The organism is Amycolatopsis sp. cmx-11-32, assembly GCF_047608695.1.
Classification (GTDB): Bacteria; Actinomycetota; Actinomycetes; order Mycobacteriales; family Pseudonocardiaceae; genus Amycolatopsis.
Window position 1 is genome coordinate 73,017 of record NZ_JADNQN010000004.1, and the last position, 24,113, is coordinate 97,129.

Annotated in this window: 20 protein-coding genes and 1 pseudogene; 13 read left to right on the forward strand and 8 right to left on the reverse strand. The window is 69.2% G+C overall.

Translation table 11 applies throughout. From position 1 onward, the window contains the following. Nucleotides 1–1,188 carry a serine hydrolase domain-containing protein gene (locus ACM6LR_RS12795; protein ID WP_414939605.1) on the forward strand — a complete coding sequence of 396 codons (1,188 nt, stop codon included), beginning with the start codon at nt 1–3 and terminating at the stop codon, nt 1,186–1,188. 9 nt (nt 1,189–1,197) lie between these two features. Here the strand turns inward: ACM6LR_RS12795 and ACM6LR_RS12800 are convergent, their stop codons facing one another. Next, nucleotides 1,198–2,001, reverse strand: coding sequence for an MBL fold metallo-hydrolase (locus tag ACM6LR_RS12800; protein WP_414939606.1), 804 nt, complete (start codon nt 1,999–2,001; stop codon nt 1,198–1,200). A 136-nt stretch (nt 2,002–2,137) separates the two neighbouring features. After that, nucleotides 2,138–2,620 (reverse strand): annotated as a pseudogene (locus ACM6LR_RS12805) (NAD-dependent epimerase/dehydratase family protein); the annotation flags it as partial. A 128-nt stretch (nt 2,621–2,748) separates the two neighbouring features. Here ACM6LR_RS12805 and ACM6LR_RS12810 point away from each other — a divergent pair. Then, nucleotides 2,749–3,249: a MogA/MoaB family molybdenum cofactor biosynthesis protein gene (locus ACM6LR_RS12810; RefSeq protein ID WP_414939607.1), complete on the forward strand. Its 501-nt coding sequence runs from the start codon at nt 2,749–2,751 to the stop codon at nt 3,247–3,249. 161 nt (nt 3,250–3,410) lie between these two features. Next, nucleotides 3,411–3,599 (forward strand): hypothetical protein, encoded by a 189-nt coding sequence (locus ACM6LR_RS12815; RefSeq protein WP_414939608.1) that lies wholly within the window; start codon nt 3,411–3,413, stop codon nt 3,597–3,599. Between the two features lie 6 nt (nt 3,600–3,605). Here ACM6LR_RS12815 and mscL read toward each other — a convergent pair whose 3' ends face one another. The 3 genes from mscL to ACM6LR_RS12830 form a co-directional block, all read right to left on the reverse strand. Beyond that, on the reverse strand, nt 3,606–4,010 hold the full coding sequence (gene mscL, locus ACM6LR_RS12820) for a large-conductance mechanosensitive channel protein MscL (RefSeq protein ID WP_414939609.1): 405 nt from the start codon (nt 4,008–4,010) through the stop codon (nt 3,606–3,608). A 91-nt stretch (nt 4,011–4,101) separates the two neighbouring features. Next, complete coding sequence (locus ACM6LR_RS12825) at nt 4,102–4,743, reverse strand: SAF domain-containing protein (protein WP_414939610.1); 642 nt, start codon at nt 4,741–4,743, stop codon at nt 4,102–4,104. A gap of 114 nt (nt 4,744–4,857) precedes the next feature. Beyond that, nucleotides 4,858–5,184: an FmdB family zinc ribbon protein gene (locus ACM6LR_RS12830; protein WP_414943863.1), complete on the reverse strand. Its 327-nt coding sequence runs from the start codon at nt 5,182–5,184 to the stop codon at nt 4,858–4,860. Between the two features lie 337 nt (nt 5,185–5,521). Between ACM6LR_RS12830 and ACM6LR_RS12835 the strand changes: the two genes are divergently transcribed. The 5 genes from ACM6LR_RS12835 to ACM6LR_RS12855 all read left to right on the forward strand — a co-directional run bounded on the left by ACM6LR_RS12835 (nt 5,522) and on the right by ACM6LR_RS12855 (nt 9,765). Next, complete coding sequence (locus ACM6LR_RS12835) at nt 5,522–5,794, forward strand: hypothetical protein (RefSeq protein WP_414943864.1); 273 nt, start codon at nt 5,522–5,524, stop codon at nt 5,792–5,794. 39 nt (nt 5,795–5,833) lie between these two features. Further along, nucleotides 5,834–7,063 carry a sensor histidine kinase gene (locus tag ACM6LR_RS12840; RefSeq protein ID WP_414943865.1) on the forward strand — a complete coding sequence of 410 codons (1,230 nt, stop codon included), beginning with the start codon at nt 5,834–5,836 and terminating at the stop codon, nt 7,061–7,063. Then, nucleotides 7,060–7,704, forward strand: coding sequence for a response regulator (locus ACM6LR_RS12845; RefSeq protein ID WP_414939614.1), 645 nt, complete (start codon nt 7,060–7,062; stop codon nt 7,702–7,704). Before ACM6LR_RS12840 ends, ACM6LR_RS12845 begins: the two co-directional genes overlap by 4 nt. A 185-nt stretch (nt 7,705–7,889) precedes the next feature. After that, complete coding sequence (locus tag ACM6LR_RS12850; protein ID WP_414939616.1) at nt 7,890–8,342, forward strand: DUF6463 family protein; 453 nt, start codon at nt 7,890–7,892, stop codon at nt 8,340–8,342. Between the two features lie 55 nt (nt 8,343–8,397). Beyond that, complete coding sequence (locus ACM6LR_RS12855; protein ID WP_414939617.1) at nt 8,398–9,765, forward strand: pyridoxal phosphate-dependent decarboxylase family protein; 1,368 nt, start codon at nt 8,398–8,400, stop codon at nt 9,763–9,765. On the opposite strand, the gene ACM6LR_RS12860 is transcribed toward ACM6LR_RS12855, so the two are convergent. Beyond that, the gene (locus tag ACM6LR_RS12860; RefSeq protein ID WP_414943866.1) at nt 9,729–10,991 is read right to left on the reverse strand and encodes an FAD-binding protein; all 1,263 of its coding nucleotides are present in this window, start codon (nt 10,989–10,991) and stop codon (nt 9,729–9,731) included. The genes ACM6LR_RS12855 and ACM6LR_RS12860 overlap by 37 nt on opposite strands. A gap of 156 nt (nt 10,992–11,147) precedes the next feature. Between ACM6LR_RS12860 and ACM6LR_RS12865 the strand changes: the two genes are divergently transcribed. Then, nucleotides 11,148–12,161 (forward strand): methyltransferase, encoded by a 1,014-nt coding sequence (locus tag ACM6LR_RS12865; RefSeq protein ID WP_414943867.1) that lies wholly within the window; start codon nt 11,148–11,150, stop codon nt 12,159–12,161. A gap of 62 nt (nt 12,162–12,223) precedes the next feature. Here ACM6LR_RS12865 and ACM6LR_RS12870 read toward each other — a convergent pair whose 3' ends face one another. Beyond that, entirely contained in the window at nt 12,224–13,885 is a 1,662-nt protein-coding gene (locus ACM6LR_RS12870) for a (2,3-dihydroxybenzoyl)adenylate synthase (protein ID WP_414943868.1), read from the reverse strand. Between the two features lie 225 nt (nt 13,886–14,110). Between ACM6LR_RS12870 and ACM6LR_RS12875 the strand changes: the two genes are divergently transcribed. From ACM6LR_RS12875 to ACM6LR_RS12890, 4 genes are all read left to right on the forward strand, one after another. Next, a complete protein-coding gene (locus ACM6LR_RS12875) occupies nt 14,111–19,402 on the forward strand; it encodes a beta-ketoacyl synthase N-terminal-like domain-containing protein (RefSeq protein WP_414939621.1) in 5,292 nt (1,763 codons plus the stop codon). Between the two features lie 82 nt (nt 19,403–19,484). Then, nucleotides 19,485–20,765 (forward strand): cation:proton antiporter, encoded by a 1,281-nt coding sequence (locus ACM6LR_RS12880; RefSeq protein WP_414943869.1) that lies wholly within the window; start codon nt 19,485–19,487, stop codon nt 20,763–20,765. 75 nt (nt 20,766–20,840) lie between these two features. After that, the gene (locus ACM6LR_RS12885; protein WP_414939624.1) at nt 20,841–22,085 is read left to right on the forward strand and encodes a glycosyltransferase; all 1,245 of its coding nucleotides are present in this window, start codon (nt 20,841–20,843) and stop codon (nt 22,083–22,085) included. Further along, nucleotides 22,078–23,331, forward strand: coding sequence for an MFS transporter (locus tag ACM6LR_RS12890; protein ID WP_414939625.1), 1,254 nt, complete (start codon nt 22,078–22,080; stop codon nt 23,329–23,331). Before ACM6LR_RS12885 ends, ACM6LR_RS12890 begins: the two co-directional genes overlap by 8 nt. Before the next feature lie 134 nt (nt 23,332–23,465). Here ACM6LR_RS12890 and ACM6LR_RS12895 read toward each other — a convergent pair whose 3' ends face one another. Further along, the gene (locus tag ACM6LR_RS12895) at nt 23,466–24,035 is read right to left on the reverse strand and encodes a carboxymuconolactone decarboxylase family protein (protein ID WP_414939626.1); all 570 of its coding nucleotides are present in this window, start codon (nt 24,033–24,035) and stop codon (nt 23,466–23,468) included. Between the last annotated feature and the right edge of the window lie 78 nt (nt 24,036–24,113).

Below are 24,113 nucleotides of genomic sequence, written 5' to 3' on the forward strand. Positions count from 1 at the left end.
ATGACGAATTCAGGGAGCACAGCCAAGAAGGACAGGGGCCGGGTCTTCCGGCGGGTGGGAGCCACGGCGGTCGCGGCGGCGCTGCTGGCCGGAGTGACCATGCCAGGGGTGGCCACGGCCGCCATGGGACAGGATCGCCCCGACCTGCGGGCGATGGTCCAGGAGATCGCCGACTCCGGATTCGCCGGGGCGCAGCTGCGGGTGCATGACCAGCGGGGTGACTGGACCGGCAGCGCCGGGGTGCGCAAGCTGGGCGAGACCGCGAAACCGCCGACGAACGGGCGGTTCCGGATCGGCAGCAACACCAAGACCTTCGTGTCCACCCTCGTGCTGCAACTGGTCGGGGAAGGCGAGGTCGGCCTGGACGCACCGGTGGCCGGTTACCTTCCCGAGTTCGGCCTTGACCGGCGGATCACCGTGCGGATGCTGTTGCAGCACACCAGCGGACTGCTCGACTACACCGGCGCGCTGCGGCCCGACGGAACGGTGGTGCCGGGAATCCCCCTGCAGGGCAAGGAGTTCCTCAACAACCGATACCACAATTACCAGCCGGAGGAGCTGGTGCGGTTCGGCCTGTCCAAGGCGCCGCTGTTCGAACCGGGAACGGACTGGAACTACACGAACATCAACTACGTGCTCGCCGGGCTGCTGATCGAGAAGGTCACCGGCAAGCACTACGGCGACGAACTCCGAAAGCGGATCCTGCGGCCGCTCGGCCTGCGGGACACCGTGGTGCCGGGCACGTGGCCCGGGATCCCCGGGCCGCACGCCCACGGCTACTACCGGTACGAGGAGGCCGGGAAGTGGAAGACGGTCGACATCACCACCCAGAACCCGTCCTGGGCGTCCAGCGCCGGTGAGCTGATCTCGACCACCAAGGACCTCCACAAGTTCTTCTCCGCGCTGCTGGGCGGAAAGCTGCTGCCCGCCCCGTTGCTCGCCGAGATGCGCGAACCGCACCCCACGGGCGGCTACGGGCTCGGGCTGTACGTCCAGGAGGCGAGCTGCGGCACCGTCCTCAAGGGCATGGGCGGTTTCCACGGCTTCGGGACGATCATGGCCAGCACACCCGATGGCAGCAGGACTTTCGAGCTGTCCATGACCTACGGGGACTCCGCGGCCGACCTCGGCCAGGCTTACAACAACGCGGACCGCGTGCTCACCGACAAGGTGCTCTGCGGCAAGTAGACCGGGGGATCAGAGACGCAGGAACCCCAGGTCCGGGAAGTGGGCGGGTGCGATGATCGCGCCCGTCTCTTCGGCTTCGGCGAGGAACCGCTGCCGGGTGCGAAGCGCCAGGTCCGGGTCGACGTCGCTGAGGAAGCTGACCCGCGTGTCCGTCAGCTGCGCGGGCGTGTGCAGGACGTCGCCCAGCAGCAGTAGGCGCTCGTCGTCCGCGGTGATGTCGAGGACGTAGTGACCCGGTGTGTGGCCGGGGGCGTGCCGCGCCACGACGCCGGGCGCGATCGGGACGTCGTCGCCGGTGATCGCCTCGGTCAGACCGGCGCCGCGAGCGGTCTCCATGCCGACGCGGCCCCATTCGCCCGCCCCGGCGGGCTCGATCAGGGCCTCCCAGTCGAGTCGTCCGAAGACGACCTGAGCGCTGGGGAAGGTCAGCTCGCCTTCGGGGGCGATCCAGCCGGTGTGGTCGTTGTGCAGGTGGGTGAGGAAGACGGTGTCGATCTCGCCGACCGGGCAGCCGGCCTTGTCCAGCGCGGCCGCGAGGTCGCCGCCGGTGCCCATCGGCGGGGTGGGATCGCCCTTGGCGGGCGTCATCCCCTTGGGGAAGGCGAACTCGCGCGGGCCGAGGCCGGTGTCGACGAGGATCGTGCGGCCGCCGCCGCGGATCAGGTACGCGCCGGTCGGGACGTGCACGGTGCCGTCCTCGTCGAGGACGTCCGGGTGGGCTTCGGGGTCGAGACCGGGGAAGAACGCGAGCGGCAGCCTGATCAGGCCGTCCCCGAGCGCCTCGATCTCGATGTCTCCGACGGTGATGCCCACTCGAACCCCCAAATAAAGTCGCTTCCGTTGCCGGGAACGACAACCGGCCGGTGGCGCGGTCTGTTCCCGGTTTCAGGAACCGACTGGTTCCCGCAGTTCAGCGGTGGCGAAACCGGCGATGCCTTCGGCGAAACCGGTCTCGGCGGTGAAGCCGAGCAGCCGTCCGGCACGGGCAGGGTCGGCAAGTGGGCTCGAAGCGTCCGGCGTCCACATCGGACTGTTTCCGCGGCGACGGCGGCACGATCCCGTGAATGGTGCATTCGTAGCGGCCTTCGCCGTAGACGACCATCGACGAGGCGAGCACCAGTTTCCGGACTCCGGCCCGGTGCATCGCCGCGAGCAGCACGGCGGTCCCGTAGTCGTTGTTCAGCGCGTACGACGGCCGCCTGATGGCAGACCGCGTCGACGCCGTCCAGCAGCTCGGCGACCAGCTCCGCGTCGGTGACGTCGCGACGCGAGAACCGGTGACGGCCGGTGTAGCCGGGCGGACGAGAGGAGCCGTGGGCGGTCCGCAAGCAGGTTGTTGTCGAGGACGACCACTTCGTCGCCCTGATCGGACAGCAGATCGGCGGTTGGGGGAGCCGATGAACCCGGCCCCGCCGGTTACCACTGTTCGCACCTTCCCGACGCTAGGGGCGATCTTCGACGGCGGCCCTGGATCCGCCGCTCACGTCAGGGAATCATCACAACTCGTGGCCCGTGACACCGCGGCGGCGAAGATCAGCCGAAACCGGATACGGTGTGCGTATGGAACGGAGCGCACAACGGCTGGGCCGCGCACTGGTGGTCATCGTGGACGACCGTGTCGCCCATGGCGAACACGAGGACAACACGGGACCGCTGGTCACGGAGCTGCTCGAAGAAGCGGGCTTCATCGTCGACGGTGTCGTGGTGGTCGAGGCCGAGACGGCCGCGATCCGCAACGCGCTCAACACCGCGGTGATCGGCGGCGCCGACCTGGTGATCACAGTCGGCGGCACCGGGGTCTCCCCGCGCGACAGCACCCCCGACGCGACGGCCGGTGTGCTCGACCGCCCGATTCCGGGCATCGGCGAGGCACTGCGCGCGTCCGGTCTGGCCGCCGGAGCGGTGGACGCCGGTATCTCCCGCGGGCTCGTCGGCGTCTCCGGCAGCACGCTGGTGGTCAACCTCGCGGGTTCGCGCGCGGCCGTCCGCGACGGCATGGCGACGCTCTCGTCGCTGGTGCCGTACGTGATCGACGAGCTTTCCGGGCTCGAAGAGGCCTAGTTTTCGGGGGCGGGTCCTGGCTCAGTCCCGGGCTCGCCCTTTTGTCGTGGTGCAACACCCCTTCCACCTTCTCGGCCTGCCCCTTCGCCTTGTCGACAATGTTCAAGCGCTGATGGTCCCACCGGTCAGTGGACTCCACGACCGGTGCGAAAATGGACGTCATGCCAGGTGAAGACGAGGACGAGCGCCCTTCCGCGGCGGGATCCTGCACAGAGAGACAGCGCCGGGTCGATGAGATCTTCGGCGATGTCCTGCCCGACACGACCTCCGACGAGCGAGAGCCGGGGCAGCGCACCCCGGACTCCGACTCGTGGTATCTGGAGAACCGGCCGCCTCACCACGACCGGTGAACCGGCTCAGCCCTGGCGGTTCTGCTGCGCGCGCAGCAGGTCGCGGATCTCGGTGAGCAGCTCGACGTCGGTCGGCTCCGACGGGCCCGCCTCCTCGCCGCGCTTGCGCCGCTCCTGGAGGTGCTTGACCGGCAGCACGATCACGAAGTAGACGACCGCGGCCACCAGCACGAAGTTGATCGCCGCGTTGATCACGCCGCCGAAGTCGAGGAACGTGGCGTCGTTCGCGCTGAGGACGTTGAAACCGAGCCCCTTGGCGGCGTCCGACCCGCCGATCGTGTTGATCAACGGCTTGACCAGGCCGGTCGTGAACGCCGTGACAATCGACGTGAACGCGGCGCCGATGACCACCGCGACCGCGAGGTCGACGACGTTCCCGCGCATCAGGAAGTCCTTGAAACCCTTGAGCAAGACGCTCTCTCCTCTTCAGCTGGGACGGTTGGCCGACCGTCCCTTTCTTCCATACCGGGGGACGCGGGCGCCCGCCGCCGGCGGGCGCGAGCTAGCGGAGGGTAACCGTTATGGACCGTTCCAGCGAGGTGGCCGCCACTCGTGTCGCGGTCGCGGAGGGCAAGGAGAGCAGCACCAAAGGTCCCTTGCTCCCGGCGCCGGAGGCTTTCGGCCCGCCGGTGCCCTGGTCGCCGACGGCCGCCACGACGGCCATACCGGCCAGCACAGACGCCTCCCGCCCGTGCTCGGCGGCCGCGACGACGTCGACCCGCTGACCCGGCCTGAGTAACTCCGCGACACCGGCGTCGGCGAGCCTCACCGGGACAGTCGAACTTTCCGGATCACCCGTTCCGGGGATGGCCGCGCTCAGCAGGCGGACGTCGGTCAGCGGTTCGTTCACCCGCGCCGCTCCGACGAGCATCCGCCCCTCGACCGAGGCCGCCCGACCGGTGGCACCCTGTGGACGGACGTCCTCGGGGAGATCGACGAGTTTGAGGTCCTCGGCGCGCAGCAGTGTCCCCGCCGGGAGGTCACGGGCGGAGACCACGGTCGCGGCGCCGGGCGTGCCGCGCGCGGAGGCCGGAAGGAAGAGCGCGACCAGGCCGCTGAGCAGCAGGGACAGGGCGAGCCAGCGGCGGAGCAGCCGTGCGGGCCTGCCTCGAAGTCTTCGCAGGGCGGGCAGATCTTGGAACACGGGATTCCCCTCGTCGATCGGTGATGATCTCGACGCTAGGGGGCGGTGCCGGGGCCGGAAAGAACGAAAACCCCCGGCTGTGGACAACCGGGGGCCTGTGGACAACTCGGGACGTCAGGAAGCGGCGGCGGCCGTTTTCGTCGTACCCGTGGAGGAGGATGACTCGCTTTTGGTCTTCGGCTTCGACTCGGTCTTCGACTCCGGCTTGCTCTCGGTCTTGGCCTCGCCCTTGGCCGGGGTGCCCGAGGTCGTGCCTGCCTTCGAATCGCGCGAATCGTTGCGGTAGAACCCGCTGCCCTTGAAGACCACGCCGACCGAGCTGAAGACCTTGCGAAGCGGCCCCGAGCACTGCGGGCACACGGTCAAGCTCGCGTCGGAGAACGACTGCACGGCCTCGAAAGCGTGTTCGCATTCCTTGCAGGCGTACTGGTAGGTGGGCACTGCTGCTCCTTCGTGCATTGGCACTCAGCCGACAAGAGTGCTAACGCCACACGGTACCGGGGCATTCCAACGCTGGTCAAACAAGGTTTCCCAAGGTCACACGACGCCCTGGTCACACCCCTTGTCCACGGGCGGGATCCGAATCGGCTCCCGTTCACATCCAGTCCCCCTGGATCTGCGTGGTCATCGACTCGGGGGGAGTCATGAGAAGTGGAGAAGCTCGCGTGCCCACCGAAGGGATCGCTGCGATGGCCGACACCTACGTTGTCTTGGCCAGGCGCTGGAAGCGTGGTGGGGACTTCAGGTCGATGGCGTCGGTGTCTCGCAGGCGGGCACCTTGTCCAAGGCGGAGGCTGTCGCCAGGGAGTACATCGCGCTCGCTCTCGACCTAGAAGAGGCAGAGCCGCCGCGAAAACAGCGTGAAGTGGCGAAAAACCTGGGAACATCCGGGTTGTCCGGGCGGGAGCTCGCCGCGGAACTCGGTTTGACACCACAGCGTGTGAGCCAGCTGATCGGCGGCTCCGGCGGAACGGTTTCCGCGAAGAGTGGCGTCTCCGCCGACAAGGTGAACCGCGTGGTCAAGGGAAAGAGAGCGACCGCTGGCGGCTGAGTCTCCGATGAGTGGACATCGGTGTCTACGATCGTGGCCGTGACGTGGACCGACCGTGTGGACCGGTGGACGCGGAGACACCCCCTCGTTTCGGACGCCCTTCTCGCCCTGGGCATCGCCGTGATGCTCGGGCCGCCTTCGCTCGACATCCTGCTGGTGGCCGAGTCTCCGGCCTGGGCGTTGTGGGGGGCGGGTCTTTGCGGGGCCGCCGTACTCGCCACCGTCGCGCTGCGGCGGGTCGCCGCTGAAGCCGCGTTCGTCGTCGCCAGTCTCGCGATGGCGGTGACCGTCACCCTGCCGAACACGATGGTCTCCCCAGCGCCGCTGGGGCTGGCCGGTGCGAGCGACGGTATGGAGATCCCCCTGTTCTTTCTGCCGTCGTCGGCGGTCTACCTGGTGCACCTCTACGCCGTCGCCGCGTGGCGGCCCCTGCCCAAGAGCCTGCTCGCCCTCGGGATCAGCGTGACCGGGGCGTTGCTGTGCACCGCGAGGACGGCGACCGCGTACGGCGCGTTGCCCGCGGGATGGCTCACGCTCCTGCTGGCCCTTCTCGCGCTGGTCGCGGCTGTGGCCGGTACCTGGGCCGCGGGCCGGTTTCGTTTCGAACGGCGGCAGCGTCTCGGCGAAGAGGCCGAGGAAGCCGTCGAGCGTGCCGCGGCCGACGAACGCCGTCGCATCGCTCGCGACATGCACGACATCGTCGCCCATTCACTGGCGGTCATCGTGCGTCAGGCCGAAGGCGGCTCCGCCATCGCCGCCAAGTCACCGGACCGCGCGGCCGAGGCGCTGTCCGTCATCGCCGGCACCGCCCGGGAGGCCTTGGCCGACATGCGGGGCACGCTGCGGGTGTTGCGGGAGGCCGGGCGGCCCTCGCTCGCCGGGATCCCGGCCTTGGTGGAACGGGTACGCGCGACGGGTGTCGATGTCCGCCTGACCGAGCGGGGTTCGGCCGACGCGCTGACGGCGGGCGCGGCCATGGCGGCCTACCGGCTGATCCAGGAGGCGTTGACCAACAGCGTCAAGCACGCGGGCCCGCACGTGTGCGTCACCGTCACGGTCACGCACATACCGGGGGCGTCGGTGTTCGCCGTCGAGGACGACGGAGGGGACGACGAGGAGCGGGCGTCGCTGCCCGGCGCCGGTGCCGGCCTGCGTGGTGTCCGGGAGCGGGTGCGAGCCGCGGGCGGTACGTTCGAGGCTGGTCCCGTCGACGGCGGTTTCGAGGTGCGTGCGGAGTTTCGTGCCGGAGAACGGGGAGCGGTGAAATGACGATCGACGTCGCCCTTGTCGACGACCAGGAACTGGTCCGGGTCGGCCTGGCCATGGTGGTCGACGCGACCGACGACATCCGGATCGTCGTGCAGGCCGCCGACGGGGTGGAGGCCGTCGCGAAGCTCGCCGAGACGCGGGTCGACGTCGTGCTGATGGATGTACAGATGCCGAGGATGAACGGCGTCGAGGCCACCGGGTTGGTCACCGCCCGTCGGAACGCGCCCAAAGTGATCCTGCTGACGACGTTCGATCTCGACGAGTACGCCATCGCCGGGCTACGCGCCGGCGCGAGCGGGTTCCTGCTCAAGGACGCGTCGGCCGACGAGGTGCTCCACGCGATCCGCGCCGTCCATGCCGGCGATGCCGTGCTCGCGCGCTCCACGACCCGCCGCATGCTGGACCAGCTCGCGGTCGCACGCGAAACTTCCCCGCTGCTGGAGCGGCTCACCGCGCGCGAACGCGATGTGTTGCTGGAGATCGCCCAGGGGCGCTCCAACGCCGAGACCGCGCAGCACCTCTTCCTCTCCGAAGCCACGGTGAAAACGCATGTCGGCCACCTCCTCGCCAAACTCGGAGTCCGCGACCGGGTGCAAGCGGTGATCTTCGCGTACGAGAACGGGCTCGTTCGTCCGAGCTAGACTGGTGTCTCCCAAAGCGCGCTTCCGGATCTCCGCGGCCCGCGCCGCGGCATCATCAGGTCCCTCACCCACCTGCCAGCCGCGTTCCCAACCTCTCAGGGCACTAGCTGATCTCATCATTTCGGTGGAGCGGTCAGCGACCTCCAGCCGAGGATTTCCGCCGGGGCGGCGCGCAGCCTGGGCACATGACGACAACCGACACATATCCCGCGGCCACCACGTCCCGAGCCTGGTGGCGAAACCTCTCCGCGTGGGGCGGGCTTCTCGCGCTCTGCGGCGGTCTCTTCCACACCGTGGTCGCCGCTCTCATGCGCGACGAAGTCTGGGCGCGGATCTTCGACGAAGGATTCTTCAACACGGTCACACTGGACCCGTCGCCCGACCGGCTTCCCATGGCCGAGGCGTTCTGGCTCGGTCCGGGGAGTTTCGGCGTGCCGTTGTTTCTGCTCGGCGCTCTCGTGGTCCGGCTGACCCGGCGCGGCGAACGCGTGCCCGGCTGGCTGGGCGGAGGCCTCGCCGCGTGGGCTGTCCTGCTCGGACTGCTGGGTGGTTTCGACGCTGGAACACTCATCCTGTTGCTCATCGGTGTGCTGTTCGTGGCCGGCGCCTTGCTCGCGAAGCAACCTTCACGGCCGTGATCGTGAAATCATGAGCGGGTAACGGGCCGCGCGACGATCGGAAGAGGGCCGCCGGATGAGTGAGCTGCGAGGTTTGCTGGCCGACGTCGCCGCCCGCGTGGCCGGCTACCGCGAAAGCGTGGCCGACGGCCCGGTCTTCCCGGACGACACGGCAGGCGTCCGGGAAAAGCTCGGCGAACTGCCCGAGAAACCCGCCCCGCCCGCCGAGGTGATCCGGCGGCTCGCGGACGCCGTCGAACCCGCGCTGGTGGCGACCACCGGGCCGAGGTATTTCGGGTTCGTCACCGGTGGCGCGCTCGACGCCGCGACGGCCGCCGACATGCTGGCGACCGGCTGGGATCAGCCCGCTTTCAACACGGTCACGTCACCGGCCGCCGCGATCGTCGAGGAGGTGGCGGGTGAGTGGCTGAAGGACGTTCTCGGCCTGCCGTCCACCACCTCCTTCGGGTTCGTGACCGGCGGCCAGGGCGCGAACACGGTCTGCCTGGCCGCCGCTCGTCATCACGTGCTGGCGCAGGCCGGGTGGGACGTGGAGCGCCGCGGCCTGAACGGGGCACCGCCGCTGAAAGTGATCGCGAGCGAGGAGCGTCACGCGACGATCGACCGGTCTTTGCGTCTTCTCGGCTTGGGGACCGACGCCGTCACGCCCGTCGGTGCCGATGCCAAGGGCGCGATCGACATCGCCGGCCTCGAGAAGACGCTCGACGGGCCCGCAATCGTTTGCCTTCAGGCCGGGAACGTGAACAGCGGTGCCTTCGACGACTTCGCCGCCGCGACGGAGATCGCCCACCGGCACGGTGCCTGGGTCCACGTCGACGGCGCCTTCGGCCTTTGGGCGGCCGCCAACCCCGCAACCAGTCCTCTAGTTGCGGGGGTCGAGCGAGCGGATTCGTGGGCGGTCGACGGGCACAAGTGGCTCAATGTCCCCTACGACAGCGGTTACGCCTTCTGCGCCCATCCCGGGTCGCACGCGGCCGCGATGTCGCTCACGGCCGCGTATCTGACCGGCCAGGGTGAGGGTGGCGTGAGAGCGCCGAGCAATTTCGTGCCGGAGTCCTCCCGCCGCGCGCGGGGGTTCGCGACATGGGCGGCGCTCAGCGAGCTGGGCCGCGAGGGGGTCGCCGAGATGGTCGAGCGCTGCTGTGCGCTGGCGCGGCGGTTCGCCGAACGACTTACGGCGGAGGGCATCACCGTCGTCAACGACGTGGTGCTGAACCAGGTTCTCGTCGGCTTCGGCGACGAAACGGACCGAGTCGTCGAAGCCGTGCAGCGTTCCGGCGAGTGCTGGATGGGTGCGACCACCTGGCACGGCCAGCGCCTGATGCGCATTTCCGTGTCCAACTGGAGTACGACCGAGGCCGACGTCGACCGCGCGGTCGTCGCGATTCAGGCGGCCCGGGCGTCCGTGTCGCCCAGGGGATAGGCGTAGCTCGCCCCGCCGAGACGGCGCGCGGTCGCGTGCAGAGCGGCGTTGGCCTCGCGCATGCGTTGCAGCGTCACGGAATCTCCGGGCGGCGCGGTCCGCTGGACGCCGAACAGCACGGTGTACGGATCCCGCGCGGTCGGGACCATGGGAGCGGACACCCGCGCGGTCGGGAAGAGATACAGCAGGACACTGCCGCCGTCGCCGAGCATCTCAGGCGTCAGGTCCGCCAAGACATCACCGAGAATCTTTTCGGCGTGAGCGCCGGGCAGCAGGACGTTCGCCCTCGGATGCGGGTGGTACCACGAACCGGTCGACCGCAGGTGCGCCTCGATCGGCTGGATCCGGTCGAGGAACTCCCGATAGGTCGCGTCGATGATCTCGGCGGAATCGTGCCGGAGATCGTCGATCGACGGCGACAGCGCGGAGACCGCTTCCAGGACGAAACGCCAGCGACCGTCCACATACTGTGCCTGACCGTCCACATGGTCGAAGCGGAGTCCGTCCACCAGCCGTCGCTGATCGCCGAGGTACGCGCCGAGGTCGTGATACATCAGGCGATGCCGCCGGACCTTCGCGGGCGCGCGGGTCAGCGCGACGGTGGCGCGTGTGATGATCCCGTGCCGTCCCTGCGTTCCGCGCACAGCGCCGAAGAGCGCCGCGTTGCCGCTGGGTGAGCAGGTCACCAGTTCGCCGTCGGGGGTGACGACGTCGAGGTCGTGGACGTTGTCGGCCTGCGAGCCGTACCGGTGGCTCGCACCGCCGAAACCGCCGGTGGACAGCAACCCGCCGACGGAAAGTTCCAGGTAGTCGGGGAGTACCGGTGGGACGGTGCCGGTGCGCAGGGTCGCGTCGACGACCGCGCGCCAGCGTGCGCCCGCGTCCACGCTGATCCGGTCCGGCCCGAACGGGCGGACCCCGCCGAGTGTCGACATGTCGATGACGATGCCGGTGGTGGTCAGTGCCTGCCCGTCGACGGAATGCCCGGCACCGCGTGCCACGACAGGGATTCCATGTGCCCGGCCGAACCGCACGAGCGTCGCCACGTCGACCGCGGTGGCCGGGAAGGCGACGGCGAGCGGGCGGCGGTGGACGTGGCCGCCGAAGTCCCGCTCAGCGTCCGCGAGGTCACGTTCGCGGACGCTGAGCGTTCCGGCGAGTTCGGGCAGTGCCACGGCTCCGCGTCCGGGAATCGCCAGCCGTGGTTCGAATTCGTGGTGTGCCACGGGATGCGACCTCCGGTCCGGGGAACTGCCCTCCCCTCGGTGAACGACGCTATCGGTCGCGGGCGGCGGAGCGCCTCTCCCCGATTGCGAGCAGTCGTGGATAAGCCTCGCCGTACCTTCCGCCCCTAGCCTGACCGAAGGGCGAAGGGAGCAAAAATGTCGGTCGACGACGCGGGACGGCTCGGGCTGAGGGCGTTGGCGGATCTGGCGACACCGATGGCGGTACGCGTGGCGGCCACGTTACGGGTCGCCGACCACATCGCCGGTGGGGCACGTACCCCGGCCGAACTCGCCGCGGTCACCGGTACGCACGCGGGGGCGCTGGACCGCCTGCTGCTGCACCTGGTCTCCGTCGGCCTGTTCACCAAGGACGACTCGGGCGCCTACGCGGCGACCGAACTGGGCGAGCAACTCCGGGACGGCCACCCGCGCAGCAAGCGGAAGTGGCTCGACATGAACGGTGCCATCGGCAAGGGTGACTTGAGTTTCGTCGACCTCGGCCACGCGGTCAAGACCGGCGAGGAGTCTTATTCGGTGCGCCACGGCGTCCCGTTCTGGGACGACCTCAGCGGCGACGCGGAACTTTCGGCGTCGTTCGACGCGTTGATGGGGCACCACATCGCGCTGGACAACTCGGGCATCGTCGACGCCTACGACTGGGCGAGCCTCGGTCACGTCGCCGACGTCGCCGGTGGCAGCGGCGCTCTGCTGGAAGCGTTGCTGCTCAAGCATTCCGGGCTGCGCGGCACCCTGATCGACCTGCCGGGCCCAGCCGCGAACGCGCGGGAGCGGTTCGCCGAAAACGGTCTGGCCGAACGGGTCGACGTCGTGCCGGGAAGCTTCTTCGACCCGCTGCCCGCCGGCGCGGACGCGTACGTGCTGTCGGCGATCATCCACGACTGGGACGACGAACCGTCCGTCGCGATCCTGAAGCGCTGCGCGGAGGCGGCCGGGGACGACGGTGTCGTGTTGCTCGTCGAGGCGATCGGTTCCGACGGCGAGACCCCGAACACCGGGATGGACCTGCGCATGCTCATCTACAACGGCGGTAAGGAACGCGGTCTCTCCGAACTGGCGGAGCTGGCGCGGCAGGCCGGGCTAGAGGTGCGCGGGACGCACAAGGTCGGCCAGAAGTCGTACATGTCCATTGTGGAATTTGCTAAGGCGTAGCCGAGGTCCGTGAAGGCCTCCTTGAGGGACTCTGGGTCCCTTAAGGAGGCCTTCACGGACTTTCAGGCGGCGTGGGGGACTTGGGTCAGGCGCGCGGCGATGTCGGCCCGCAGTGCCTTCTTGTCCACCTTGCCGATTCCCGTGACGGGCAGGGCATCGACGACGACCAGCCGCTCCGGAAGCTTGAACCTGGCAGCGCCCGCACCGAGCATCAGCGCATGGAGAGCCTGCAGGGAAACAGCTTTCGTGGCGACCACGTAGAGACAGACGACCTCGCCGAGTTCCGCGTCCGGCATCGCGACGGCGGCCGCGTGCTCGACGCCGTCCAGTTCGAGGGCGAACGTCTCGATCTCCTCGGCGTTGATCTTCTCCCCGCCGCGGTTGACGACGTCCTTCTCCCGTCCGGAAACCACCAGGTAACCCTCGGGTGTCATCCGGACGATGTCGCCGGTGTTGTACCAGCCGTCGACGAACGACCGCGCGTTCAACTCCGGCGAGCGGTAGTAGCCGCGCGTCGTATAAGGCCCGCGGACCAGCAGGATCCCCGGCTCGCCTGGAGGGACTGGCGTGCCTTCTTCGTCCACCAAAAGGATTTCGTCGTGCGGTGAGATCGGCTTGCCTTGGGTATGCAGGATCAGCTCGTCCGGGTCGTCGAGCCGGGTCAGGCACAGGAGTCCTTCGCCCATCCCGAAAACCTGCTGCAACGTGCACCCGAGCTTCGGCCGGACCCGCGCCGCCAAAGCGGGGTCGAGTTTGGCGGCGCCGATCTGGATCATCTCCAAAGTGGACAGATCCAGACCGGGATCGGAGTCCAGGTACTCGATCCACCGGTGCAGGATCGCCGGCACCGCGGACGTCGCGGTGATCCGCTCGCTTTCGATCAGCGGCAACGCCTGTCGCGGCGCGGGCGACGGCGCGATGACGATCCGTCCGCCGGACATCAGCGCGCCGAGGATCCCCGGCCCGGTGTTGGCGAACCCGTGTCCCAGTGGCAGCACGACGAGATACGAGGTGTCCGGCCCGAACCGGCAGATCTCCGACGCCGTCTTGATCATGTAGCTCAAGTCGTCGCCGCTGCGCGGAATCAGTTTCGGCAGCCCGGTCGTCCCACCCGAAAGCAGGAAAGTCGCGACGGCGCTGCCGTTCGGCGCGGCGGCGTCGAGCGCCTGCGAGACCTCGACGGGCTCGTCCGCGACGAACAGCGCGCGAAGGTCGATGTTGCCGGGATGGACGTCCTCGCCCACCACGAAGACGAGCCCGTCCGGAAGGACCTCGCGGGCCAGCGTCTGGTGGTCGAATCCTTTGTGGACGTCCGGAACGACGATCGCCCCGGCTTCGGCGTTGGCGAGGATGCCGCCGATCTCGTGTTCGCGGAACTGCGGCATCGTCCACACCGGAACGGCGCCGAGTCTCAAACAGGCGACGGTGGTGACGACGAATTCCCAGCAGTTCGGCAGCTGGATGACGATCCGGTCGTCGGCGCCGATCCCGGCCGCGCTCATCCGGATCGCCGCGCCGTCGGCCTTCGCCAGCAGTTCACGGAACGTCAGCCGCACGTCCCCGTCGACGAGGCAGACCTCGTCCGGGTACTTGCGCGCGGCCTCGGCCAGATGCGTCCCCAGCGACCGGCCTTCCCAGTAGCCCTCGGCGACATAGCGGTCCGCGACGTTCCTCGGCCACGGCACGACTCCCGTCCCGGTCGACCGCCCCGCTGATCCCGGCATGGCTGTTCCTCCTCGATATGGGTCCCGATCGGACTCTAGGGACGTGCTGTGCGCGCGGGCGTCTCGAACCTTGCGCACGCACTCGGAGATCGCTCGAGGATCCCGCGCAAGCAGTCGAGGAGATGCCGGAGCGAGGCGCCAGGGCAGACGCTGTCCGTACAACGAGACGCCGGAATTTTGTGTTGTCTCCGCCTCAGGCGACCTATTACTTCGAGGAGCGAGGACTTGAGCGAGTACAAAGCACCCGACGAAGCCATTGCGATCATCGGTATGAGTTGCAGGTTCGCTCCAGACCTCGACTCCCCGGAGAAGTTCTGGGAGTTCCTGGCCGATGGTAAGAGCACCGTCAGTGACATGCCCGAAAAGCGGTGGAAGTCCTACGCGGCGAGCAGTCCGCAGGCCACCGCGATCCTGAGGGGGACCACGATCCGCGGCTCCTTCCTCGACGACATCGAGGGATTCGACGCCGACTTCTTCGGCATTTCCCCGCGTGAGGCGGACTTCCTCGACCCGCAGCAGCGGTTCATCCTCGAACTGGCCTGGGAGGCGCTGGCGGACGCGGGTGTCCCGCCGCTGTCGCTGCGCAACTCCGACGCCGGTGTGTTCGTCGCCGCGAACTCGAACGACTACGGCCGCCGCCTGCTGGAGGACATCCCCCTCACCGGCGCGTACGCCGTCAACGGTACGACGTTCTACGGGATCGCGAACCGCGTTTCCTACTTCCTCGACGTCCGCGGCCCGAGCATGGCCGTCGACACCGCCTGTGCCGGATCGCTGACGGCGCTGCACATCGCCGCGCAGAGCCTGCGCACCGGTGAGACGTCGATCGCGCTCGTCGGTGGCGTCAACATCATGGCCACCCCGGCGCTGAACGTGGCGCTGGAGGGCGCCGGCGCGATGTCGCCGGACGGCACCAGCAAGGCCTTCGACAAGAACGCCGACGGGTACGGCCGCGGCGAGGGCGCCGGTGTCATCGTGCTGAAGCTGCTTTCGGACGCGATCCGCGACGGCGACCCGGTCCAGGCCGTCATCCGGGGCAGCGGAGTCTTCCAGGACGGCCGGTCCGAGGGCATGATGGCGCCGAACGCCGAGGCGCAGGCCCACATGCTGCGCGAGGTGTACGAGCGCGCGGGCGTCGATCCGTCCACTGTGGACTACGTCGAGGCGCACGGCACCGGGACCCCGACCGGTGACGGTGAAGAAGTCGAGGCGCTGGCCGCCGTGATCGGTGCCGTGCGATCCGCGGAGAACCCTTGTCTCGTCGGTTCGGTGAAGCCGAACATCGGGCACGTCGAGGGTGGTTCGGGCATCACCGGTGTGATCAAGACCGTGCTGGCGCTGCGCAACGAGCAGATCCCGCCGAGCCTGCACACCGAACCCAACGACGCGATCTCCGACCCGAGCTCGGGACTGAAACTGGTCGGCGAGACCACCCCGTGGCCCGCCGGTGAGAACGCCCGCCGCGCCGGTGTGTCCAGCTACGGCGTCGGCGGCACGATCGCCCACGTCGTCCTCGAAGAGGGGCCCGCGCAGCCGGAACGCAAGTCCGGTAAGGAATCCAGCGACGGTACGCGGAAGGTCTTCCCGATCTCCGCGATGTCCGAGGCCGGTCTGCGCGCGCTCGCCGGTTCCGTCGCGGACTGGATCGATGCCAACCCCCAGGCGACCCTTTCTTCGATCGGGTACACACTTTCGCGGCGGCGTTCGCACCTTCCCCAGCGTGGCACGGTCATCGCCGCCTCCACCGAGCAGCTGACCGAGCGGCTCCGCGCGCTCGCGGTCGACGAGCCCGCGTCCGGCATCCTGCTGGCCCGCGCGGGGCAGCAGAGCGACGGCGCGGTGTGGGTCTTCTCCGGGCACGGTTCGCAGTGGTCCGGCATGGGCCGTCAACTGCTCGCCGAGCACGCCGGGTTCGCCGCCACGATCGACTCGCTGGCCGGTGTCTACCGTGAGGAACTGGGCTGGACGCCGCGTGAGGCGATCCTCGACGGCGGTCCGTGGACCGCGGCGCACGTCCAGGCGCTGACCTTCGCCATGCAGGTCGGCCTTGCCGAGGTGTGGGGCAGCCGCGGCGTCAAGCCGGGCGCGATCATCGGGCACTCCGTCGGCGAGATCGCCGCCGCGGTGGCCGCGGGTTCGCTCGACCTGCTCGAAGCCGCCCGGTTCGCTTGCCGCCGCGCGGCCGCGTTGCAACGGCTGGAGGGCGACGGCGGCATGGTGCTGGCGAGCCTTGCGTTCGCCGAGGTCCAGGCCAAGCTCGGTGACCGCGCCGACCTCGTCGCGGCGATCTCCGCGAGCCCGACGTCGACCGTCGTCTCCGGTGACAAGGGCGCGATCGCGGAACTCGTCACGCGGTGGCGTGAAGAGGGCATCGACATGCGGGTCGTCGACACCGACATCGCCTTCCACAGCACGCATGTGGACGCGGTGCTCGAAGAGGTCGAGGCCGCGGCACGGCAGCTCAACCCGCGGCCGCCGTCGGTCAGCCTCTACAGCACCGCGCTGACCGACCCGCGTTCCGGCGTCGCCCGCGGGGCGAACTACTGGGCGGGCAACCTGCGCAACCCGGTCCGCTTCGCCGAAGCCGTCGAGGCCGCGTTCGAGGACGGACACCGCGTCTTCGTCGAGATCTCGTCGCATCCGGTCGTCTCGCACTCGATCATCGAGACCGCCGAGAGCCTCGGCATCGAAGACCTGGCGGGCTGCGCCACCTTGCGCCGCAACACCGACGAGGTCGGCACGCTGCTGCACAACCTGGCCAAGCTGCACGTCCAGGGGGTCGAGATCGACTGGACGCGGGACTTCCCCGAGGGTGACCTGCTGGGCATCCCGGCGGCCGCGTGGCAGCACCGGCCGTACTGGATCTTCCCGGAGACCGGCGCGGACACCGGCCTCGGCAGCGGGCACGACCCGGAGAGCCACAGCCTGCTGGGGGGTCGGATGACCGTGTCCGGCGCGCCGTCGCGGCAGGTCTGGCAGACCCGGCTCGACATGGACAGCCGTCCGTATCCGCAGAGCCACGGCCTGGTCGGGGTCGAGGTCACCCCGGCGGCGTCGATCATCAACACCTTCGCCCTCGCGGCGGAGGAAGAGGTCGCGCCGGCGCTGACCGACATCGTGCTGCGCACCCCGCTCGCCGTGCAGCCCGCCCGTATCGTCCAGATCGTCAAGGAAGGCCGGTCGCTCGCGCTCGCCACCCGTGTCGCGGACGAGACCAGCGCCGACAGCGACGAGTGGATCACGCACACCACTGCCTCCATCGACACGAGCGCGAAGGTGCCGGAGGGGCGGATCGAGTTCGCCACGATCCGCGACCGCCTGCCCAGCGGGTCGCTCACGAAGGCCGACGAGATGTTCGGCCGCATGGGTGTCGAGGGCTACGCGTTCCCGTGGGACATGAGCGAGCTGTACTACGACGACGTCGAGCAGCTCGCGCTGATGGACTGCGTCGCGCCGCCCGCGAAGCTGGCGACGAGCTGGGCGCACGTGATCGACGCCGCGCTGACGATCAGCGCGATGGTGGTCTCGCCCGGCCACGCCACCGTGCTGTGGATGTCGCGCGGCATCGAGAAGGTGGCCTGGAAGGGTGAGCCGCCCGCGCGGATCATCGTGCACGCCATGCGCTCGCCGAAGTCGCCGGAAGACACCGTCGACGTGCTCGTCGCCAACGAGGACGGCGACATCGTCAGCGAGGTCATCGGCCTGAAGTTCGCGGCGGTCGAGCACCTGGGCACCGCGGTCCTGCCGCGTGACCTGGTGCACGAGGTCAGCTGGCACGAACTGCCCGAGGCCACGATCCGTTCGGACCTCGACCAGATCGTCGTGATCGGCCCGCCCGCCACCACCGGCACCCTGGTGGAGCAGTTCACCGCGGCGGGGGTCACCGCCACCGCGGTCGAGGTGGCCATCGACGGCGAACCGCTCGACCTCACCGCCGAACTGTTCGCGAACCCGGGCGCGGTCGTCGTCGCGCCTTCGCGGGCGGCGGAAGGCGAGCGGCTGGAGGACGCGACCGAGCGCGCGACCTGGTCGCTCATCCGCACTTCGCAGCGGATCGCGGAACTGCAGGCGACGACGAAGGGCAAGGTCGCGACCCAGCGGATCTGGGCGGTGACCAGCGGCGTCCGCCAGGGCACCGACGAGCGTTCGGTCGCGCACGGCCCGCTGTGGGGCGTCGGCCGCATCATCGCCGGTGAGCACCCGGAACTGTGGGGCGGCACGATCGACGTCGAGCACTGCACGGCGTCGGACCTCGGTGCGCGGCTGATCGACGTCTTCCACGGCCCGGCCGGGGACGAGGACGTCATCTCGCTGACCGGCGAGGGCGCCGAAGTGGCCCGGTTGAGCCCGATCACCCGCAGCGCCGACGGTTCCCCGCTGCACTGCTCGCCTTCGGGCACGGTGCTGATCACCGGTGGTCTCGGCGGGCTGGGTCTCGAGGTCGCCCGCTGGCTGGTCGATCGCGGCGCCCGCCGCCTGCTGCTGGCCGGCCGTCGTGGCCTGCCGCCGCGTGCGGACTGGCCTTCGGTGACCGACCCGGACGTGCGGCACCAGATCGACAGCGTCCTCGGCCTCGAAGCGCTGGGTGTCACGGTCGGCGTGCTGGCGCTGGACATCACCGACGAGGACGCGGTCGCGTCGGCGCTCGCGCCGGGCGCGCTGGGTCTCCCGCCGGTGACGGGCGTCATCCACGCGGCCGGTGTCGTCAACGACGCGCTGGTGGACAAGGTCGACCAGGACGCGCTGCGCGACGTGTTCGCGCCGAAGGTGGGCGGGGCGCTGGTGCTGCACCGGCTTTTCCCGGCGGGCTCGCTCGACTTCTTCGTCCTGTTCTCCTCGTGCGGCCAGTTCGCCCGACTCTCCGGGCAGGCGAGCTACGCGGCGGCCAACTCGTTCCTCGACGCGCTGGCCACGCACCGCAACGCGGGCGGCGCGGGCGACACCATCAGCCTCGGCTGGACGGCGTGGCGCGGTGTCGGTCTGTCGCAGGACATCGCGACGACCATGCTCGAGGCGAACTCCCGTGGCCTGGAGGCCGTTTCCGCTTCGGAGGCGTTCCGGGCCTGGGCGTTCGGTGACCGGTTCTCCTCGGACTACCAGGCGGTGCTGCGGGTCCTCCCGACCCCGCCGCACCAGCGGAAACTGCCGATGTTCCGCGAGCTCACGGTGGTCGACGAAAGCGCCGAGGCCAACGCCGGCAACGGGTTCACCGTCGACTTCGCGAACCTGTCCGAATCCGACGCTCGCGAGAAGGTCACCGGCGACGTCCGCGAGCAGGTGGCGGCGGAGCTGAACCTGGAGGCCGGTGACATCGAGCTGAAGCGGCCGCTGGTCGAACTCGGGGTCGACTCGGTGATGACGGTGGCGCTGCGGGTGCGGTTGCAGCGGCGCTACGGGATGGACCTCCCGCCGACCATCCTGTGGGCCAAGCCCACCGTGGCCGCGGTGTCCGACCACATCTACACCAGCCTCGCCGAACTGGCGGCGGGCGACGAAACCCAGGCCGACGCGGCCTGATCGTCGGAGTCGAAGGGCGTGGGTGGGCCTCGATGGCCGCCCGCGCCCTTCGGCGTCCGTGCACCCGAGGAAGGGTGGACTCATGGCCATCGAACCGATCACGCGGTTCCTGCTCGCCGTCGGCGCGATCCTGCTGGTCAGCCATTTCTGCGGGGAGGTACTGAGAAGGGTCGGACAGCCGGCGGTGCTCGGCGAGATCGTCGGCGGGCTCCTGCTGGGGCCTTCGGTACTGGGCCTGATCTGGCCCGCGGGCGGCGCCTGGCTGTTCTCGTCCGAGGTTCTGTCCCATTTGGACAGAGCGGCGCAGCTGGGGCTCGTCGTGTTCATGTTCCTGCTCGGTTGCGAACTGCGGACCGACCGGATCGAACGGAAGTCACTGGTCGGCGCGGTGGTGGTGGGCGGAATGGGGTTGCCGTTCGTCGCCGGGATCGGCGTCGCGTTCGCGTCGTCGTCCGTGCTCGCCGGAGCCGGAGCGCCGAAAGCGGGTTTCGTCCTGTTCTTCGCGCTCGCGCTGGCCATCACCGCCATGCCCGTACTGGCACGGATCCTGGTCGATCTCAAGATCGAGCGGACCGGCCTCGGCGCGCTTTCCCTGACCAGCGCGGCGATCGGCGACGGCATCGCCTGGCTGACCCTGACGCTGATCCTGGTGGGCACCGGCGTCCACGGCGGCGGAAGCGTCCTCACCACGGCGATACTGGCCGTGACGCTGGTCGTCGTCACCCAGCTGGTCGTGCGCCGGGTGCTGGCCAAGCTGGTCACGCGGATCGAATCCGACAAGGTGATGACCGTGGTGTTGCTCGTGGGCGCGATCGGGTTCGCCGTGCTGACCCAGATGCTCGGCCTGCACGCTTTGCTCGGCGCGTTCCTGTTCGGCACCGCCGTTCCTCGCGACTGTCTCGTCGTGGAACGGATCAGCGAGCAACTGCGCGGCTTCACCGTCGTCGTCCTGTTGCCGTTGTTCTTCGCGCTGGTCGGGTTGAGCACGTCGATCGGTCTCCTCGGCGCCGACGTCTCGCATTGGCTGTTGTTCGCCGGGGTGCTGGTGGTCGCGCAGCTGACCAAGTTGCTCGGTGCCGGCGGCGCGGCCAGGCTGGCGGGACTACCTGGGAGACAGGCGATCCAGCTCGGCACGCTGATGAACTGCCGCGGCGTCACCGAACTCGTCGTCGCCACGATCGGGCTGAAACACGGGCTCGTCAATCAATTGGGGTTCACCATCCTCGTGCTGGTCGCGGTCGTCACGACGGCGATCACGGGACCGGTGATGCGGGTTCTCATCCGGCGGGAAAATACCGAGACCGTCGGCAATCAAGAAGACGTTCCACCCCGAGACAGACTGTCACGCTCGGTATCCGAGTAAACGAGGAACGGAGGAGCAGTGCAACCGCACCCCTGTGACTGCAGCCCGATGTGCGTGTTACGGGCGACCAATCCGATGCAGATCCGGCCGACCCGCACGGGCGGCAAGACTTTCGCTTCGGCGTCGGCTTATTGGAAGGCCGAGCCGGGGAGCGCGGATCTCGCGGGGCGGATCGTCCGGTACGTCGTCCTGGCCCATGATCCCGCCGTGCCGGACGTCGCCGCCGACTACTGGATGCACAGCGAACGCTTCTACCGTGCCGTGGTCGACCCGCTCGAAGCCGAGATCGGTCACGACCTGGCGTACCGCCGGCTGGTCGCGCAGCCGACCGACACGTTCGCCGAACGGCGGCTCGAAGAGCGCGTCGTCGCGCTGCTCGACGAAAACCCCGGTCTGGCCGGGAAGCTGGGGCAGGAGGCCGACGCCGCGGACGACAACGTCTACATCAACTATTTCCGTGGCAGGCTCTACGAACCGGAGTCCGAGCCCGCCGGGCTCGACAGGCTGACGGAACTCGCTCGCGGCGTACGCTCGCGGCCCTCCGGTACCGGCGACGAGATCCTCGTCGTCGTTCCACTGTCCGATCGGGACGGCGCGGGCCGGATCCGGAACCTGACCGCGTGCCTGCTCGCGCTGCGCGACCAGACGTTCCCGTCGGACCGATACCGCGTCACCGTCGTCGAGTTCGACGAGAAGCCGAGATGGAAGCACGTCGTCGAGCCGCTGGTCGACCACTACGTGCACATCGAGGGCGAAGGGCTGTTCAACAAGTCCTGGACGCTGAACGTGGGTGTGCGCGAGACCCTCGGCGCGGCACGGACCTTGTGCCTGCTCGACGCGGATATCCTCGTGGACCGGGAATTCCTGGAGCGCAACCACGCGCGGTTCGCCGACCAGCGTGCCGACGCACATCTGCCGCATACCGAAATGCTGTCGCTGGACGGCCCTTCGAGCGACTGGCTGATCGAACGACGTTGCGGCGAGAACACGCCGGAAGCGCCGTTGGCCGGAGCTCGCGGATTGTTGCTGCGCGACGTCCCTGGCGCGTGCCTGTGGACGCGGCCGGAGATCTTCCAGCGCATCGGCGGCTTCGACGAGCGCTACAAGGGCTGGGGCGGCGAGGACGAGGACATGCTCTACCGCATTTCCGCGGCGGGTGACGTCACGCAGTACGACGACGTCTTCCTGCACCTCGCGCACCGGCGGCCGCCGATGCGCGACGCCGAGGGGAAGCCGTTCAACGCGCACGTCGAGGTGGGCAGTTGGACCGGCGAGTCCGGCTTCGGGGACACGTCCGGTGTGGCGAGCGGCGATGAGTAGCGGGCTGGAGATCCATCCGGTGAAGGACGTGCGGCGGCAGCGGATCGCGATCTCGGGGATCTTCCTGATGGTCGGGATCATGCTCGGCTCGTGGTTCGCGCGAGTGCCGCAGCTGCGGATCGAACTCGGGTTGAACTTCGCCGAACTCGGCATGGTGCTGCTGGCCCAGACCGTCGGCGTGCTGCTGGCGATGCAGCTTGCGGGTCATCTGTCGAACCATCTCGACAGCCGGGCGGTCATCCGCGTCACTTCCCTTGTGTTGCCTTGGTTCCTGCCACTGATGGCGGCGATGCCCGGTGCGATCACCGCCGGTCTCGGCATGCTGATCTGGGGTATCATCGCGGGTCTTCTCGACGTGTCCATGAACGCGCAGGGCGTCGAGGTGGAACGGCGGGCGCGGCGGCCGGTACTCAGCAGCCTCCACGCGGTGTGGGGGATCGGCGCGCTGCTCGGCTCGGGCGGCACGGTGCTGGCGGTGCGCGCCGAATGGGCGCTGAGCGCCCATTTCTGGGTCGTTTCGGTGGTCCTCATCGCGATCGCGCTGTTCAGCGGTCGTTGGCTGCTGACGGAATCCCGCGCTTCTTCGCCCGCGGCGGAAAAGGCGCCGAAGGTCGGCTTCTTCTCCGGCTGGACCCGTGCGGTGATCGTCCTCGGTGGTCTCGGCGCGGCGGTCGCGCTGTGCGAAGGCGCGGTTTCCAGCTGGGGCGGCGTGTTCCTGAGCGAGCAACGCGGGGCGGCGGCGAACATCGCGTCGCTGGGCTACTTCGCGTTCATCGTGGCGCAGACCGGGACCCGGCTGATCGGTGACCGGCTGCACCGGCGATTCGGCGCGGTGGCGCTGGTGCGCTGGAGCATGGCGATGACCGCGGCCGGCGTACTGCTCGCCGTCCTGGTGCGGAGCGTCTGGTTCGGCCTGGCGGGACTCGCGATGGCGGGCGTCGGGCTCGCGGTGGCGATCCCGATCATTTCCAGCGCCGTCGGGCACGGCACGAAATCCAACACCAGCCTGGCGATCGCGCGGTACAGCACCCTGCACAACGCCGGTGTACTCGCCGGCCCGGCGATCTTCGGGTGGCTCGCGCAGACGTTCGGGATCAGTACGGCGCTGACGTTGCTGTTGGTGCCGCTCGTGATCATCGGCGTCTTCGCCGCGGCCACTGCTCCTGCTTCGGTTGCTTCGAGGACTTCGTCTACTCCGGACTCTTCGGATTCTTCGCCGGAGCCGGTGGTTCCTCGGGCCGCTTGAGCGCTGCCCGCAAGTCCGTGAAGGCCTCCTTGAGGGACTCTGGGTCCCTCAAGGAGGCCTTCACGGATCTGGGACCTAAGTACATGATGGCCCCCTTCCCTGCGCCTAGCGCGAGGAAGGGGCCATCATGTACCTCAGGCGGCCTGGGCCTCAGTCTGCGCCGCACCCGAGATCGCGGCGTAGCCGCCCGCCACCAGTGCCTGCGCGGCACCGGCGTACCACTCGGCCTGGTCGGGGGCGTCGGTGGCGAGCCCGTCCACGTATCGGTTGAACAGCGAGAACAGCGAAGCGATCAGGACGGTGTCGTGGATGTCGGCCTCGGAGGCGCCGGCGGCCTTGGCGTTCTCGACCAGGGCACCGGTGACCGAGTGGCCGCTCTCGCGGGCGGCCAGCGCGACCTTCAGCAGGGCGCGCAGCTTGTCGGAGATGGGCGCGGTGGTGATGTCCTTCTTGGCGGCCGCGACGGTCTCGGCGCCGCCTTCGATCTGGGCGGCGGAGAACGCGCCGTGCGCTTCGGCGCAGAAGTGGCAATCGTTCTCCTTGGAAACGACGGCACCGATGAGCTCGCGCTCGCCGGTGGTGAGCGAGCTCGGGCCGCGCAGCAGGGTCTCGACCAGTTCGCCGAGCGGTTTCGCGGTCTCAGGGCGGAAAGCGAACAGGCCGATGATTCCGGGCTTGGTGGGATCCACCGTGATATGCGACATGCGTCCTCCAGGGATCGACGTAGACACCCGATGGTCTGCCCCGCGCACCCCCGGAAACAATATTCCCGATTGCTCAGC

Bases quoted from the DNA above. Each gene is read 5' to 3' on its own strand.
- ACM6LR_RS12795 (WP_414939605.1), top strand. From the start codon at position 1: ATGACGAATTCAGGGAGCACAGCCAAGAAGGACAGGGGCCGGGTCTTC.
- ACM6LR_RS12810 (WP_414939607.1), top strand. From the start codon at position 2,749: ATGGAACGGAGCGCACAACGGCTGGGCCGCGCACTGGTGGTCATCGTG.
- ACM6LR_RS12815 (WP_414939608.1), top strand. From the start codon at position 3,411: ATGCCAGGTGAAGACGAGGACGAGCGCCCTTCCGCGGCGGGATCCTGC.
- ACM6LR_RS12845 (WP_414939614.1), top strand. From the start codon at position 7,060: ATGACGATCGACGTCGCCCTTGTCGACGACCAGGAACTGGTCCGGGTC.
- ACM6LR_RS12850 (WP_414939616.1), top strand. From the start codon at position 7,890: ATGACGACAACCGACACATATCCCGCGGCCACCACGTCCCGAGCCTGG.
- ACM6LR_RS12855 (WP_414939617.1), top strand. From the start codon at position 8,398: ATGAGTGAGCTGCGAGGTTTGCTGGCCGACGTCGCCGCCCGCGTGGCC.
- ACM6LR_RS12865 (WP_414943867.1), top strand. From the start codon at position 11,148: ATGTCGGTCGACGACGCGGGACGGCTCGGGCTGAGGGCGTTGGCGGAT.
- ACM6LR_RS12870 (WP_414943868.1), bottom strand. From the start codon at position 13,885: ATGCCGGGATCAGCGGGGCGGTCGACCGGGACGGGAGTCGTGCCGTGG.
- ACM6LR_RS12880 (WP_414943869.1), top strand. From the start codon at position 19,485: ATGGCCATCGAACCGATCACGCGGTTCCTGCTCGCCGTCGGCGCGATC.
- ACM6LR_RS12885 (WP_414939624.1), top strand. From the start codon at position 20,841: ATGCAGATCCGGCCGACCCGCACGGGCGGCAAGACTTTCGCTTCGGCG.
- ACM6LR_RS12890 (WP_414939625.1), top strand. From the start codon at position 22,078: ATGAGTAGCGGGCTGGAGATCCATCCGGTGAAGGACGTGCGGCGGCAG.
- ACM6LR_RS12895 (WP_414939626.1), bottom strand. From the start codon at position 24,035: ATGTCGCATATCACGGTGGATCCCACCAAGCCCGGAATCATCGGCCTG.